At 37.7% G+C, this 13,906-nt stretch carries 16 protein-coding genes and 1 riboswitch; of the genes, 6 read left to right on the top strand and 10 right to left on the bottom strand.

Going from position 1 to position 13,906, the window contains the following annotated elements; genetic code table 11:
- Positions 1-26: 26 nt before the first annotated feature.
- The 3 genes from ribE to M3189_RS04500 all read right to left on the bottom strand — a co-directional run bounded on the left by ribE (position 27) and on the right by M3189_RS04500 (position 2,493).
- The gene (ribE, locus tag M3189_RS04510) at positions 27-680 is read right to left on the bottom strand and encodes a riboflavin synthase (RefSeq protein WP_251632547.1); all 654 of its coding nucleotides are present in this window, start codon (positions 678-680) and stop codon (positions 27-29) included.
- A gap of 151 nt (positions 681-831) precedes the next feature.
- A riboswitch (FMN riboswitch) is annotated at positions 832-978 on the bottom strand.
- Between the two features lie 89 nt (positions 979-1,067).
- A complete protein-coding gene (locus M3189_RS04505; RefSeq protein WP_251632537.1) occupies positions 1,068-1,538 on the bottom strand; it encodes a GyrI-like domain-containing protein in 471 nt (156 codons plus the stop codon).
- Positions 1,539-1,644: 106 nt separating this feature from the next.
- Positions 1,645-2,493 (bottom strand): oxidoreductase, encoded by an 849-nt coding sequence (locus M3189_RS04500; RefSeq protein ID WP_251632528.1) that lies wholly within the window; start codon positions 2,491-2,493, stop codon positions 1,645-1,647.
- A gap of 278 nt (positions 2,494-2,771) precedes the next feature.
- Here M3189_RS04500 and M3189_RS04495 point away from each other — a divergent pair, with 278 nt between their 5' ends.
- Both M3189_RS04495 and M3189_RS04490 read left to right on the top strand, forming a co-directional pair.
- On the top strand, positions 2,772-2,975 hold the full coding sequence (locus M3189_RS04495) for a hypothetical protein (protein ID WP_251632526.1): 204 nt from the start codon (positions 2,772-2,774) through the stop codon (positions 2,973-2,975).
- Positions 2,975-3,190 (top strand): YwbE family protein, encoded by a 216-nt coding sequence (locus M3189_RS04490; RefSeq protein WP_251632524.1) that lies wholly within the window; start codon positions 2,975-2,977, stop codon positions 3,188-3,190. Before M3189_RS04495 ends, M3189_RS04490 begins: the two co-directional genes overlap by 1 nt.
- 222 nt (positions 3,191-3,412) lie before the next feature.
- Here the strand turns inward: M3189_RS04490 and M3189_RS04485 are convergent, their stop codons facing one another.
- The 4 genes from M3189_RS04485 to M3189_RS04470 all read right to left on the bottom strand — a co-directional run bounded on the left by M3189_RS04485 (position 3,413) and on the right by M3189_RS04470 (position 6,799).
- Positions 3,413-3,613, bottom strand: coding sequence for a cold-shock protein (locus tag M3189_RS04485; protein WP_045515670.1), 201 nt, complete (start codon positions 3,611-3,613; stop codon positions 3,413-3,415).
- Between the two features lie 195 nt (positions 3,614-3,808).
- Positions 3,809-4,558, bottom strand: coding sequence for a Cof-type HAD-IIB family hydrolase (locus tag M3189_RS04480; RefSeq protein ID WP_251632522.1), 750 nt, complete (start codon positions 4,556-4,558; stop codon positions 3,809-3,811).
- Between the two features lie 106 nt (positions 4,559-4,664).
- Positions 4,665-6,380: an ABC transporter ATP-binding protein gene (locus tag M3189_RS04475; RefSeq protein WP_251632521.1), complete on the bottom strand. Its 1,716-nt coding sequence runs from the start codon at positions 6,378-6,380 to the stop codon at positions 4,665-4,667.
- 113 nt (positions 6,381-6,493) lie between these two features.
- A complete protein-coding gene (locus tag M3189_RS04470; RefSeq protein WP_251632519.1) occupies positions 6,494-6,799 on the bottom strand; it encodes an iron-sulfur cluster assembly accessory protein in 306 nt (101 codons plus the stop codon).
- A 318-nt stretch (positions 6,800-7,117) separates the two neighbouring features.
- Here M3189_RS04470 and qoxA point away from each other — a divergent pair, with 318 nt between their 5' ends.
- The 4 genes from qoxA to qoxD are packed head-to-tail and all read left to right on the top strand — an operon-like array spanning position 7,118 to position 10,901.
- A complete protein-coding gene (gene qoxA / locus M3189_RS04465; protein ID WP_251632517.1) occupies positions 7,118-8,035 on the top strand; it encodes a cytochrome aa3 quinol oxidase subunit II in 918 nt (305 codons plus the stop codon).
- 39 nt (positions 8,036-8,074) lie between these two features.
- Complete coding sequence (qoxB, locus tag M3189_RS04460; RefSeq protein ID WP_251632508.1) at positions 8,075-10,018, top strand: cytochrome aa3 quinol oxidase subunit I; 1,944 nt, start codon at positions 8,075-8,077, stop codon at positions 10,016-10,018.
- Positions 10,019-10,021: 3 nt separating this feature from the next.
- A complete protein-coding gene (gene qoxC, locus M3189_RS04455; RefSeq protein ID WP_251632495.1) occupies positions 10,022-10,618 on the top strand; it encodes a cytochrome aa3 quinol oxidase subunit III in 597 nt (198 codons plus the stop codon).
- 1 nt (position 10,619) lies between these two features.
- On the top strand, positions 10,620-10,901 hold the full coding sequence (qoxD, locus tag M3189_RS04450; RefSeq protein ID WP_251632493.1) for a cytochrome aa3 quinol oxidase subunit IV: 282 nt from the start codon (positions 10,620-10,622) through the stop codon (positions 10,899-10,901).
- Positions 10,902-10,919: 18 nt separating this feature from the next.
- Here the strand turns inward: qoxD and M3189_RS04445 are convergent, their stop codons facing one another.
- From M3189_RS04445 to M3189_RS04435, 3 genes are all read right to left on the bottom strand, one after another.
- On the bottom strand, positions 10,920-11,183 hold the full coding sequence (locus M3189_RS04445) for a DUF4407 domain-containing protein (protein ID WP_251632491.1): 264 nt from the start codon (positions 11,181-11,183) through the stop codon (positions 10,920-10,922).
- A gap of 132 nt (positions 11,184-11,315) precedes the next feature.
- On the bottom strand, positions 11,316-12,635 hold the full coding sequence (locus M3189_RS04440) for a hemolysin family protein (protein ID WP_251632489.1): 1,320 nt from the start codon (positions 12,633-12,635) through the stop codon (positions 11,316-11,318).
- 165 nt (positions 12,636-12,800) lie between these two features.
- Complete coding sequence (locus tag M3189_RS04435) at positions 12,801-13,589, bottom strand: TerC family protein (RefSeq protein ID WP_251632487.1); 789 nt, start codon at positions 13,587-13,589, stop codon at positions 12,801-12,803.
- Positions 13,590-13,906 lie beyond the last annotated feature (317 nt).

Below are 13,906 nucleotides of genomic sequence, written 5' to 3'. Positions count from 1 at the left end.
CCCTTTCTAAAACGGTTTTTATATACCTAAAGAAAACCATTCTCTTCTAAAAAACTCGCACTAATACCTGCTGGACTCTTCTTGTTACTATAACTGCTCGTAATAAAATGTCCAACATACTTTCCAATCATGTCGCATTCTAAATTGACAATATCACCGGATTCCTTAAGACCAATAATACTTTCAGATAATGTATGGGGGATAAGTGATAAAGTAAATGTTTCATCTGTAACTCCAAATACAGTCAGGCTTGTCCCGTCTACGGCAATTGAACCTCTTTCGATTACATACCTTAATATGTCTGGTGAGGCTTCAATTTCATAGTAAATTGCATTTTCAACCTGCTTTTTACTTTTAATGACGCCTGTTCCATCAATATGACCTGAAACGAAATGGCCACCAAACCTGCCTCCTGCAGCCATCGCTCTTTCGAGATTCACCTTTGCACCACGTTTGAGCGAACGTAAGCTGGAGGCTTTTACGGTTTCAGGCATAACATCTACCGTAAAATGCTTACCTGAGAAGCTAGTAACTGTTAGACAGACTCCATTTACAGCAATACTATCACCAAGGTGGACATCATCTAGAATTTTTTGGGCTGAAATGGAAAGTACAAAAGATTCACCACTTCGCTGAATATTTTCTACCACTCCTAATTCTTCAATAATACCGGTAAACATAGTTTTTCCCTCCTTCCCTTTTTTTTGCAAAAACTCATAAATGAATAAAAAAAGACCCTGAAGAGATGACGCACTTCAGGGTCCTTGGAAAAGGCAATAAGAAAATAGGGCTTAAAAAAGGGTAGACTTCTCCCTTGGCTAAACCAGAACTTTTTTCCTTCTCCCATCCAGACTTTACTGTCGGCTCTGGATTTGCACCAGATCCACCGCTTAACTTTTACGTTAACCGGGTCACGGACTAAGAAGCTTTTGCTTCATCACCGCCGGTTGGGAATTTCACCCGACCCCGAAGGAATATTCAATATGATTACCTTTAGTATACATAATATTAGTAAGAAATGCTAAAAAAAGAAAGAGAAGATAAAATCTTCTCCCAAATACAAGTCTTTAGTAAGTATCCTTATAGCTTTTCACAGGCAGATAAAGTTCGAAATGCATGCTACCTTTGCTATCAAATTCATTTTCTTTAAAAACCTTTAAGCTCAAGGCATGATTGTCTAACTCATACCCATACTCTTTCATCCATACTAACATTTGCCGGTATTTACTTTCTATTTCTTCAAGACTTCCTTTATAGGAGGAATACACATAATTTTTGCGGGGAATGGTAAATCCGACCATTCCATCGGGGACATTTTCTACCTTTTCGACTGGTGTCGTTACATAGTAGGTGAATTCTGTTTCTCTGCTATGAAAGGGTGCAATTACGATTGCATCATTGGTTTGATTGGGTACCTCTTCTAATCGTACTTTCATTTCATTAAATAATTCTGGTATATTGTCCATTTGAGAATAAGTGCCACTTCCAGAAATTCCAATTACCTTTATTTCTTCTTTTTCTAATACTTGAATCTCCAAACCTATCACTCCTCTTTTGTTGCTTATATATCTTTTATTCTCACTTTCCCCCTGAAATTCCTTCCATTAAACAACAACAATTTTTATACTTTCAAGCAAAGCTGCTCTATTTTACAAATAATTTACTTAGGATTATTTTTTCCCACAATCTCCCTGGTAATAGATTTTTCAAAAAGATAGTAGCTTTTACACCACGGCCAATTGGGTACCTAATTTCCGGGTTTTCCATTGTTGCAATCTCAGCTATTTTCTTTGCCACATCCTCTGGGTCGCCAAAGCTGTTTTCCCCATCTGCAATATATTTTTCAATACTTTGCATATAATCCTGATAGGGTGAGTGGGACTGCAATGATTCTTCTGCAACCTGTTTACCGGTTGACCAGATATTGGTTTTGTAGGATCCAGGTTCAATCAATACCACCTTCACACCAAATGGCAGCATTTCTAAGCGGAGACTCTCACTCCAGCCCTCGATGGCGTGCTTAGAGGCAACGTAGGGTGAAAGACCAGGAAAAGCTACTTTACCACTAATAGAGCTAATATTGATTATACAACCCTGTTTTTGCATCCTCATTAACGGCAAAAAGGCCTTGGTAACGGCGAAAACTCCAAATACATTTGTTTCAAATTGTTTTCGATATTCCTCCATCGATACTTCTTCCACAAACCCCGCACCAGCATATCCAGCATTATTAATCAATACGTCAACTCTTCCAAACTCCTCGTTTATCCATGTTTGAAAGGCTTTGATTGACTCTCCATTTGTAACATCTAATTCATGAATGATAATATTCGATTCAATTCGATGCTTCCTTGCCTGCAGCAGAAGCTCACTGCTTTTATTGCAGTTTCTCATAGCAGCAATCACAGTAAATCCCATTCGTGCCAACTCTACTGAAGTACTTAATCCAAATCCGCTTGATGTACCGGTTACAATAGCTGTTTTGTTATCCATTTATGTCTATCTCCCTTTTCTCCTATGCACTAGTTTAATATGAGGATGTTAAAAAAGGTGTCGAAATTTACGACATTTTAATAATTTATCAGAAAATAACAAAAAGACTGTCAAAATGAACAGCCTTAAAGATATTTTCGCTATTGTCATTAAAAAGCAAATCAATTTAAGAAAGTGAATATTCCGTGACTTTATCCTTTTTAATAAATTTGTTAATTTCATTAAAAATAGATTATACTGTTAGTATCTTAGTACATATTTTTCAGGAGGATTTCCTTATGTCAGAAAACAATCAAACAAATCAAAATGAAGAACCAAAAAAGAAAATGAGTTTGCAGGAAGCAATGAAGCAGCAGCTAGCCAATAAAAAAAACAAAGCTGCAGCAGCGAATAACGCCCAAGGCGGTCTTCAAAATAGCCAAAAGATGAAAAGTCAGCAAACAAAAAAAGTAAGTAATACTCGTAGAAAAATGGGTGTTTAATGAACGGACAAAGTAGAAAAGACATCAATGCTGGTACCGAGGTTACTATTGTACTTAAGGCCGATCAAAGAACCGGAAAACTAACGAGGGGTTTCGTGAAGGATATTTTAACAAATTCCAGCTCTCATCCCCATGGGATTAAAGTGAGGTTAACGGATGGACAGGTTGGCAGAGTGCAGGAAATATTGAATTCAAAGTCACCTAAAGGGTTATAGGGACTGCCCTTAGGTATGAATTTTCTATATTAACCCCATACTATAAATAACCATTTTACTTATCACATATTAACCTCTACCTTTTTGTAGAGGTTTTTTTATTTTATTGGGATTCTCTTTTAGGATGAGTGAGCCCTTTTCGCCGTACTCGAGCACTCATCGCCTTTCAACAATAAAAAAACAGACTCATAATTAGAGTCTGTTTTTGATTTAGAAGGTTAATTATGCTTTACGAACGTTAACCGCTTGTGGACCACGTTGCCCATTTTCGATTTCAAACGTTACTTCTTGACCTTCATCTAACGTTTTGTAGCCTTCGCCTTGAATTGCAGAGAAATGAACGAATACGTCGTCTCCTCCGTCACGCTCAATAAATCCAAAGCCTTTTTCACCGTTAAACCATTTTACTTTACCATGTTCCATCTTTGTAGCTCCTCCTAGCATGTAACAATTACATGAAATTGCAATATAGTCTTGCCCGATTATTATAACCAAGAGAAATTGTTTTTAAACAATATTCTCTTGGTTATAAGTATTTCTCAAAAGAGTCTATTTTAATTCATTAAAAATAAAAATTTCTACCTGAGTATAATGTTTATTTGTCCGCAAATGATAGTACTAAAGTACCCATTTACGGATTGCCACCGCGACACCATCTTCATTATTGGTAGTAGTGACCCAAGATGCTGCTTGTTTAACTATATCCTGAGCATTGCCCATTGCAATACCTAGCCCAGCCTCTTCAATCATTGCTAAATCATTCAGACTATCACCCACGGCCATAACGTTTTTCATATGTATTCCAAGGCGCTCACAGACTAAAGCCAGCCCTTTTGCCTTATTAATCCCAACTGGGTTTACTTCTATATTTGTTGGAGTCGAATTACTTAATTCAAATTCTCCTCTTGTTTGCAGCTCTTTAAGAATTTTATCCCTTGTAGGTTCATCTTTTATGTTAAACCCAAATTTCAACCATTCCTCTGCATGAATATCTTCCGGCATTTCATCAAACCAGTTTCGGTTGGTATTAATCGCCCAAAATCTTATCTTATGCTTTTGAGTAAGCTCTAACATCCATTGAATGGACTCTGTCCTCAAAAGATTTCTCTCCACTAAACCTCGTTTATCATCCCAAATTTCACTGCCGTTTACTGTTACTAGATAGGAGGACAACGCAAGTGAATCCGCATGTTTTTCGCATTTCCTTAGAGATCGGCCAGTACTAAGGACTACATGAATACCTTTTTCCTGTGCATCTGAAATCGCCTGTCGGTTTGCCTCTGAAATTTCGTGTTCATCATTTAGCAGTGTTCCATCCATATCAAGTGCAATTAGTTTAATCTCGTTATCACTTTTGAAATTCTGCATTAGTAAATCCACTCCTTTTGACCCTACCTTTATAGGGTAACCAAATTATTCAATCCTCAAAATAGGAAAAATCCCCACGGACTTCGTAGAGATTTTTCCGAAAAAGTTATTGCTGGTATTGGACATGATGAAGATTTGCAAAAATACCGCCTTGTTCAATTAACTCGTCATGACCGCCTTCTTCGGCAATTCCCTCTTCCGTCACGACAATAATACGATCAGCATTCCGAATAGTTGCAAGTCTATGAGCAATAATCAGAGTTGTTCGGTTTTTTGCAAGTTCGTTTAAGGCTTCTTGGATGACCATTTCAGTTTCAGTATCGAGTGCAGAAGTTGCTTCATCCAAAATTAATATAGGTGGATTTTTCAAAAACATTCTTGCGATTGCTAACCTTTGCTTTTGTCCTCCGGATAGCTTTAATCCTCTTTCACCAATTTCCGTTTCATAACCATCAGGCAGTGATAGAATAAATTTCTCAAGATGAGCTCGTTTTGCAGCCTCAAATATTTCCTCATCTGTAGCATTCCTCTTTCCATAGGCGATATTTTCTCGAATCGTTCCCGTAAACAAAAAGACATCTTGTTGAACAATTCCGATTTGAGAACGCAGTGATTTTTTTGTCAGATTACGAATATCGAATCCATCAATCATAATACTGCCTTTGCTCACGTCATAAAACCTAGGGATCAATGAACAAATTGTTGTTTTACCTGCTCCCGATGGTCCAACAAACGCAATGGTCTCACCAGCATGAATGTTTAGTTCTATGCCTTCAAGTACTGATTTTTGCTGGTCATAACTAAAGGAAACATCTTTAAAGACAATATCACCGTTAAGTGAAGCCATTTCGATGGCATCATCCGTATCCTTTACTTCTGGCTCAGAGTCAATTATTTCCATAAAACGTTTAAATCCAGCCATTCCTTTCGGATACAATTCCATAATTGCACTAATTTTATCAATTGGTTTAAAAAGAACATTTACGTAAAGGACAAATCCGACGAGCTCCCCATATGAAAGCTGCCCTGTAAAGCTAAGCCATGCTCCATAAACAAGTACAATAATGGTGATTAACCTGGTCATCATATAAATACCAGATAAACTGAAGGACATCACGCGATATCCTACTAGTTTTGCATTTCGATATTTATGATTATTTTTTCGAAATCTTGCAATCTCAAAATCTTCATTTGTAAATGATTGAACCACTCGACTTCCTGATACACTATCTTCCACTCTCGCATTCACATCCGCAATGCTCGTGTACATATGACTCCAAGCTTTATTCATCTTTAAATTACAAACTACCACTAATAATGCTAACAATGGGAGAATCAAAACTGCAACAAGTGCTAGTTTCACATTTATAGTCAACATAATCCAGAATGCACCAATAAAAGTCATCACTGCAATGAAAACATCTTCTGGTCCATGGTGTGCAAGTTCACCGAGATCAAAAAGGTCATTGGTAATCCTGCTCATAATATGTCCTGTCTTTGTATTGTCAAAAAAGCGGAAAGACTGTTTCTGAACATGCTCAAAGAGTTCTTGCCTCATATCTGTTTCAATATTAATCCCAAGTTTATGACCCCAATAATTCACAACAAACTGCAAGAAGGTACTCAGTACATAAACAGTTAATAGCGCGATACTAACTGTCACAATGGTTTGCCAATCTCCTCCCGGCAGCAATTCATCAATAAACCAAGATACTGCCAATGGAAAGGCTAGTTCTAACACCGCAACAACAACTGCGCTGCTAAAATCAAGAATAAAAAGCTTCTTATGCGGTTTGTAATAAGAAAAGAAACGTCGAATCATCGCAGATCTCCTTTGTAGTTAAGTAATTGGATTATATGAAAATATTTTGAAAATTACAATCAAAAAAACCACCTGAGATAATCTCAGGTGGAAATCATCTATATTCGCTTTAATTAATGATGGTGATGATGACCGCCTTTTGATGGATTGGTAATCAGCCATTCCTCTTTCGGAACATGGAATAGCTGGATCCATACTCCATCTAGATATTCGTCTCGAGGATCCAGGATTAGATCAATGTCCTTATCTGTTTTAACCACTTCATCATGCTCTGTTGGTGTATCTAGCATTAAATCATAATGGGCATGGTCACCGTGCATATTCGTTACATACACACGGAACATCTTCCCTTCCGCTTCTGGTCCTTCCAACATTTTCTTCAATGCTTTCGCTGCATGGCGATTGATTTTGACTTTCATAATGTGTCTCTCCTATTCCTATGTATTCATTTACATTATCCCATTAATATCTAAGATTAGACAATTATTCTCCCTTAGTCTGAAGAGATTCCCACTAGAAATCTAATTAAGGAAATTAAAACCTTAACAAATTTGTCACAAATTATTTGAAAAACGTATATAAACATCACACCAATGTTGTTAATATTGTGGTACGGGAGAATCACACTAATTACGTAATTATTATTAGGTAGTAATTATTTTAGATAAATCTCATCTTAGTTTGTGAATGAATTCACGAGCAACCACAATGATAATCAATGAGAGGAGTTAAAAAACATGCACAAAAAGGGTATTAAAGTGGCTTTATTTTCAGTGTTTTTGACAATCATCACCGTATTATCTGGATGTGAGCCATTACTAGTCCTGGATCCTAAAGGACCTCAAGCAGAAAGACAGGCAAGTGACATCCTATTATCGATAGGATTAATGGCTATTATTGTCATAGTCGTATTTGCATTGCTCGTCTACATGTTAGTAAAATATCGAGCTTCTAAACAAAAACCAGATTATGAACCGCCTCATATAGAAGGAAACCTTTGGGTTGAGGTCATTATGGTAGGTATTCCGGTATTAATCGTTGCTTTTCTATCTTTCGTATCCGTTCAAAGTAACTATATTGTTGAGGCAAAACCGAAGGGATATGAAGATACAAAGCCATTAGTGGTTTATGCCTCGTCCTCAAACTGGAAATGGCACTTTAGTTATCCAGAAGAAGGAATTGAAACAGTTAACTACTTATATATCCCAACAAACCGGGCACTTGAATTTAGACTTTATTCACACGGACCTATTACAAGTTTCTGGATTCCGCAGTTAGGCGGGCAAAAGTATGCAATGGCTGACATGGTTACCACCTTACACTTAGCTGCAGATGTCCCTGGAGAATTCATGGGACGAAATGCTAACTTCTCTGGTAAAGGGTTTGCTGAAAATACCTTCGATGTAACCGCCATGTCTCAAGATGATTTTGATGACTGGGTTAAAGAAGTAAAAGAAACGGCTAAGCCGATTACTGAGGAAAAATTCGAAGAATTATTAGAACCAGGACATCTTGGGCGACAAACATACACTGGGACTCACCTAGAGTTTTCGCCGCCGCCAACAGGTCATAATCATACCGAAGAATCAACAGAAACACATGAAACAGAATCTCACACAGATTCCAATACCGGACATGAAGGTATGAGTCATTAATATAAAAAAGTAATCTTCCGTTGAAAGGAGATATAATAAATGGATTTCTTTGATCGATTTGCCGTTCCACATCCAAGTATTGCGATTTATGCCTCAATGGCAGCGATTGGCCTTACCATTATCGCAGTTATTGCTGGGTTAACTTATTTTAAAAAATGGGGCTACCTATGGCGCGAATGGTTAACAACGGTTGACCACAAACGAATTGGTATCATGTATCTGCTTTCTGCCCTTCTTATGTTATTCCGAGGCGGGGTTGACGCAATCATGATGCGTGCTCAGCTTGCAGTACCAGATAACACGCTGCTTGACGCACAACATTATAATGAAATTTTCACGACTCACGGGATCGTTATGATCCTCTTTATGGCAATGCCATTCATCATGTTCTTTATGAACTTTGTTGTTCCACTACAAATTGGAGCACGTGACGTGGCATTCCCTCGTTTGAATGCCTTAAGCTTCTGGTTATTCTTTATGGGTGCAATGTTATTCAACATTTCATTTGTTGTCGGCGGCTCACCTGACGCAGGCTGGACATCATACTTTCCGCTTGCAGGTAATGAATTTAGTGAATCTGTCGGTACCAATTATTATATGATTGCAATTCAAATTGCAGGTATTGGTACATTAATGACAGGTATTAATTTTATTACAACGATTCTCAAAATGAGAGCACCTGGTATGACATTAATGAAAATGCCAATGTTTACTTGGTCTGCTTTAATCGCGAACGTTATCATCGTTTTCGCATTCCCAGTTTTAGCTGTGTTACTAGCTATGGGAACGTTGGATCGCCAATTTGGAACACATTTCTTTACAATGGATAATGGCGGTATGGATATGCTATGGGCCAACATTTTCTGGGTTTGGGGACATCCTGAAGTGTATATCTTAATCCTGCCAGCGTTTGGTATTTATAGTGAGATTATCTCAACCTTTGCACGCAGGAACCTATATGGCTATAAATCTATGGTAGGTTCGATGGTTATTATCTCACTTCTATCATTCTTAGTTTGGGCGCATCATTTCTTTACGATGGGTCAAGGTGCTTTAACAAATAGTATCTTCTCGATTACAACCATGGCGATAGCCGTTCCGACTGGAGTTAAAATATTTAACTGGCTTCTTACGCTGAGAAAAGGAAAAATCGTTTTTACTACGCCAATGCTTTACAGCATGCATTTCATTCCGTTATTTACACTTGGCGGAGTTACAGGTGTAATGCTGGCGATGTCTGCAGCAGACTATCAATATCACAATACGATGTTCTTAGTTGCTCATTTCCATAATGTTATTATTCCTGGTGTCGTCTATGCGATGCTGGCAGGCTTGCATTATTACTGGCCAAAAATGTTTGGTTTTATGTTAAATGAGAAAATTGGAAAAAGAACCGTATGGCTGCTATCAATCGGCTTCATCTTAGCCTTCATGCCTATGTATGCATCAGGTTTAGATGGCCAGGCACGCCGGATGTACACATACTCTGAAGCTGCAGGATTCGGCTTAATGAATATGATCTCGTTTGTTGGGGCAGCAATTATGGCCATTGGTTTTGTGCTAATCGTCTACAATATCTACTTTAGTACTCGATATGAATCAAGAGATATCAGTAATGACCCTTGGGATGCACGTACACTAGAGTGGTCTACACATACACCTGTACCAGAATATAATTTTGCTATTTTACCAGATGTAGAGTCAAATGAGGCATTATGGGATGCGAAGAAAAATGGTCATGTCCTATTTAAAGGTGACTATGAGAAAATTCATATGCCAAATAATAGCGGTATCCCATTCATTATGAGCTGTATCTTCTTTGTTTGGGGATTCTCCTTTATTTTCAGCTTGTGGATTCCTGTTATCGTTACTACTCTAGGAATTTTCGGATGTATGGCATTAAGGTCATTTGAACAAGACCATGGCCGTTATATCTCTGTTAAAGAAATTGAAGAAACAGAAACAAATTTGCGAGGTGCTTAAAAAATGAAAATAGATAACTCGCTTCCATTAGAATATAGTACCGAAGAAAACAGTTTAAAAATCTTAGGATTTTGGATTTTCCTTGGTGCCGAAATTATGCTTTTCGCTACCCTTTTCGCCACCTATTTCACTTTAGAGAATCGAACTGGAAGCGGACCAACTGGAGCAGAGATTTTCCAAATTACGCCCGTTCTATTTGAAACAATCCTTTTATTAACTAGTAGTTTCACTGTTGGACTTGGGATTCATGCAATGCGCATCGGGAAACAAAAAGCGATGATCACCTTCTTCTCCATCACACTTCTGCTCGGTCTTGCCTTTTTAGGAGTGGAGATTTTCGAATTTGTTACCTATGTACATGAAGGTGCTGGGATTCAAACCAGCGCATTTACAGCTGCTCTGTTAACAACACTCGGAACACATGGGGTACACGTTACACTTGGCTTTTTCTGGGGATTGTTCATTATTCTGCAGATTAAAAAACGTGGTTTAACACCACAAACAACCAATAAAGCATTTATCTTCTCGCTTTATTGGCATTTCCTAGATGTCGTTTGGATTTTTATCTTCAGCTTCATCTATTTGAAAGGAATGATGTAATATGAGCCAACTATTTCCGGCGAAACAAGTACTTGGTTTTGTATTCTCCTTACTCCTTACAACCGTAGCACTTACGGTATATTTCTTAGACATGTCATTTACAGCAGGAATGACAATCCTTCTTGTAACAGCATTTATACAGGCAGGACTCCAATTAGTTGTTTTTATGCATGCCGGAGAGACCAAGGATAAAGGTGCTATTTACACAAATGTATTTTACGGTTTGATCATAGCACTAGTAACAGTGTTTGGAACGTTACTAGCCATGATATGGGATATGTAATTGAAAAAGGAGTACCTATTATTGAATAGGTGCTCCTTTTTTTGATTTAATTGGAACTACTTTCGTCCCTGTATATGATTTTTCTAACATTTCCTCTGTAACGACTAAAAATACACCAATTAGAAAAATAAACACCGCCCCAACGGATGTCCCAATTCCAATTGGAATCAAAATATTGTAACCGGTTACAAATGCCCCGACTAGAAAAGCCAATATTCCAATGGTTAGAACCGTTAGGCCAACATACGTCACAGCAGTCAGGAATTTCTCTCTACTTTTCATAACAACGTATCCCCTTTCTATATATTAATTATTCACCGTGTTCACAAAATTGTCAAACTTTTTTTGCGAAATCAACTCACTTTTCTTGACATAGAAAAACAAGCAATTCCCCATTTAGGTGGAATTGCTTGTTTAGGTTTTTTCTTCTTCCGTAAAAACCTTCTTCGCTTCTATTAATAAAATATGATGTCCCTCAATTTCCTTTACTGTGAAGATAACCCCATCCTCTTCAATCTCGTCACCCTTTTTAGCATCAAAATTCCGGGTTAGAAACCATCCGCCTATCGTATCCATTTCATCATCCGATAAATTAGTCCCTAGAAGATCATTCACTTCATTGACCAATACTTTTGCATTGAAACAATAATGATCTGGACCTAGTTTCCGAATTTCAGCGACTTCATCTGTATCGTATTCATCACGTATTTCGCCGACTATTTCCTCTAAAATGTCCTCAACGGTCACCAAACCAGAAGTCCCCCCATATTCATCCAGCAAAATCGCCATGTGGGAACGTTCCTTTTGCATTTTCACCAGCAAGTCATGAATGGGAATCGATTCGATGACGCGGATAACTGGTTTTAACATTGGTTGTAAGGTAGTATTCTTTAGAATTTCCTCTTTTTTAATCTCTTCTGTTAAAATTTCTTTTATATTAATAAGTCCTAATATATTATCCTTATCCCCATCAACTACAACAGGGTAACGGGTATATTTCTCTCTCTTTATGACTTCCCTAACCGTTTCAACACTATCATTCATATTCAAGGTAACCATTTCTGTCCTTGGAACCATGATTTCTTTTGCAATTCTTTCATCAAACTCAAAAATATTGTTCACGTACTCTAGTTCGCTTTTGTTAATTTCTCCACTTTCATAGCTTTCTGACAACAGTATTCGTAATTCTTCCTCCGAAAGTCCTAATTCATTTTCAGAAACATTTTTGAATCCAAACCAGCCTACAAGTACTCTAGCAGAATTATTTAAGACCCAAATGAATGGATACATAATTTTATAAAACCAAATTAATGGTTTTGATGTAGCAAGAGTAATTTGTTCTGCTCTTTGAATAGCTACTGTTTTTGGAGCTAACTCTCCAATGACGACGTGTAAGAACGTTACAGAAGCGAATGCCAAACCAAACGATAAAATATGCGATACTGCCTCATTTAATTCAAGCCGCTTAAATAATGGAAACAATAAGCTCTCAACCGTAGGCTCTCCCAGCCAGCCGAGACCTAAAGCTGTAACGGTTATTCCAAGCTGGCAGGCTGATAAATATTCATCTAAGTGGGTAGTTACATGTTTAGCTGCTTCTGCCCCCTTTTTGCCTTCTGCAATTAATTGTTCAATTCTGGACCCTCTTACTTTCACGATAGCAAATTCGGTCGCAACAAAAAATCCGGTTAATGCGATTAGTAGTGCAATTAAGAGAAGATTTATGATTGTCAATCGCTGACCTTACATGGTGTAAGGCTTACACCTCCATAATAAATGTATGTATACCTTTATTCATTCCCATAATCAGCTTTTTTTACCGAAAGGAAGCTGCAATCGATTGAATGCAGCTTCCTTTCAAATCTTTCTATTATTTAGTTTTCCTTTTTTGACAATAATTTATGAGGCTTTTGTATCTAATTTCGCCTTTTCAACAACTTGATCCTTAGATAGGAACCAACCTGCTGCAGCGATACCCACTAACACTGCGTAAAACGTTAGTTTCCATTCTGTTGAATGGGCGAATTCTTCACTTAATACGGCAAGCGATGGATGTGAAAGTGTGTAAACGGCAAGCTTTACTCCTACCCAGCCAACAATACCGAATGCAGCAATTTCTAATCCAGGTCTTCTTTCTAACAACTTAACAAATTGATTAGCAGCAAAACGCATAATCACTAGACCAATAATCCCACCAGCAAAAATAACTAAGAACTTTCCTCCATCAAGACCCCCGATATTAGGAAGTGGCGTGTCAGGAAGTACGACTGCAAGTGCCACAGCGGCTAAAATAGAGTCCACTGCAAAAGCAATATCCGCTAATTCAACCTTAAAAACCGTTGTCCAAAATCCACTTTTCTTAACTGGCTTCTCTTCTTGGTTACTATTCGATTTTCCTTTAATCGCCACTTTTCGGACAATATGATTAATCGCCATAAATAACAAATAAAGGGCTCCAATTGCTTGAACCTGCCATACATCCACAAGGAAAGAAATGATAAATAGAGAAAGGAATCGGAACACAAACGCACCAGCTAATCCATAAAATAAAGCTTTCTTTCGTTCATCTTCAGGTAAATGCTTTACCATGATGGCAAGCACCAAGGCGTTGTCTGCTGCTAATAAACCTTCCAGTGCCACTAACACCAACAATACCCATCCATACTCCAGCAAAAGAGAAAAGTCCATAAATAAGTCCTCCTAAAAAGTAAGTTTTTTTCTAAAATATCCCTTTGCTGCAATAAAAAAGCCTTTACCCTAGGTAAAAGCGAAATTCGCATTTACCCCGGTAAAGGCCATAAAAATACAAAAAGACCTTTACCGTTTGTGCAGTAAAGGTCTTGCTAACAACGTCACGTTGCCAATAAAGCCGGAGAAAGTTACTTTCTCGGAATGACGACTTTATTGTCCAGCTACTCCCCTTTAAAAGGAAATATTTTATTACTCTTACTATATGATAGAACCAACAATTCGTCAATACCAAAATATAGCTATTGGCCATTAAC

This window comes from Neobacillus niacini (assembly GCF_023715415.1).
Classification (GTDB): Bacteria; Bacillota; Bacilli; order Bacillales; family Cytobacillaceae; genus Neobacillus; species Neobacillus niacini_C.
The sequence above is the reverse complement of the archived record's forward strand: the minus strand, read 5'-3'. Positions and strand labels throughout refer to the sequence as shown.

Bases quoted from the DNA above. Each gene is read 5' to 3' on its own strand.
- M3189_RS04470 (WP_251632519.1), bottom strand. From the start codon at position 6,799: ATGAAAGTCAAAATCAATCGCCATGCAGCGAAAGCATTGAAGAAAATG.
- ribE (WP_251632547.1), bottom strand. From the start codon at position 680: ATGTTTACCGGTATTATTGAAGAATTAGGAGTGGTAGAAAATATTCAG.
- qoxC (WP_251632495.1), top strand. From the start codon at position 10,022: ATGAAAATAGATAACTCGCTTCCATTAGAATATAGTACCGAAGAAAAC.
- M3189_RS04480 (WP_251632522.1), bottom strand. From the start codon at position 4,558: ATGCAGAATTTCAAAAGTGATAACGAGATTAAACTAATTGCACTTGAT.
- M3189_RS04445 (WP_251632491.1), bottom strand. From the start codon at position 11,183: ATGAAAAGTAGAGAGAAATTCCTGACTGCTGTGACGTATGTTGGCCTA.
- M3189_RS04435 (WP_251632487.1), bottom strand. From the start codon at position 13,589: ATGGACTTTTCTCTTTTGCTGGAGTATGGATGGGTATTGTTGGTGTTA.
- M3189_RS04495 (WP_251632526.1), top strand. From the start codon at position 2,772: ATGTCAGAAAACAATCAAACAAATCAAAATGAAGAACCAAAAAAGAAA.
- qoxD (WP_251632493.1), top strand. From the start codon at position 10,620: ATGAGCCAACTATTTCCGGCGAAACAAGTACTTGGTTTTGTATTCTCC.
- M3189_RS04490 (WP_251632524.1), top strand. From the start codon at position 2,975: ATGAACGGACAAAGTAGAAAAGACATCAATGCTGGTACCGAGGTTACT.
- M3189_RS04475 (WP_251632521.1), bottom strand. From the start codon at position 6,380: ATGATTCGACGTTTCTTTTCTTATTACAAACCGCATAAGAAGCTTTTT.
- qoxB (WP_251632508.1), top strand. From the start codon at position 8,075: ATGGATTTCTTTGATCGATTTGCCGTTCCACATCCAAGTATTGCGATT.
- M3189_RS04500 (WP_251632528.1), bottom strand. From the start codon at position 2,493: ATGGATAACAAAACAGCTATTGTAACCGGTACATCAAGCGGATTTGGA.
- M3189_RS04485 (WP_045515670.1), bottom strand. From the start codon at position 3,613: ATGGAACATGGTAAAGTAAAATGGTTTAACGGTGAAAAAGGCTTTGGA.
- qoxA (WP_251632517.1), top strand. From the start codon at position 7,118: ATGCACAAAAAGGGTATTAAAGTGGCTTTATTTTCAGTGTTTTTGACA.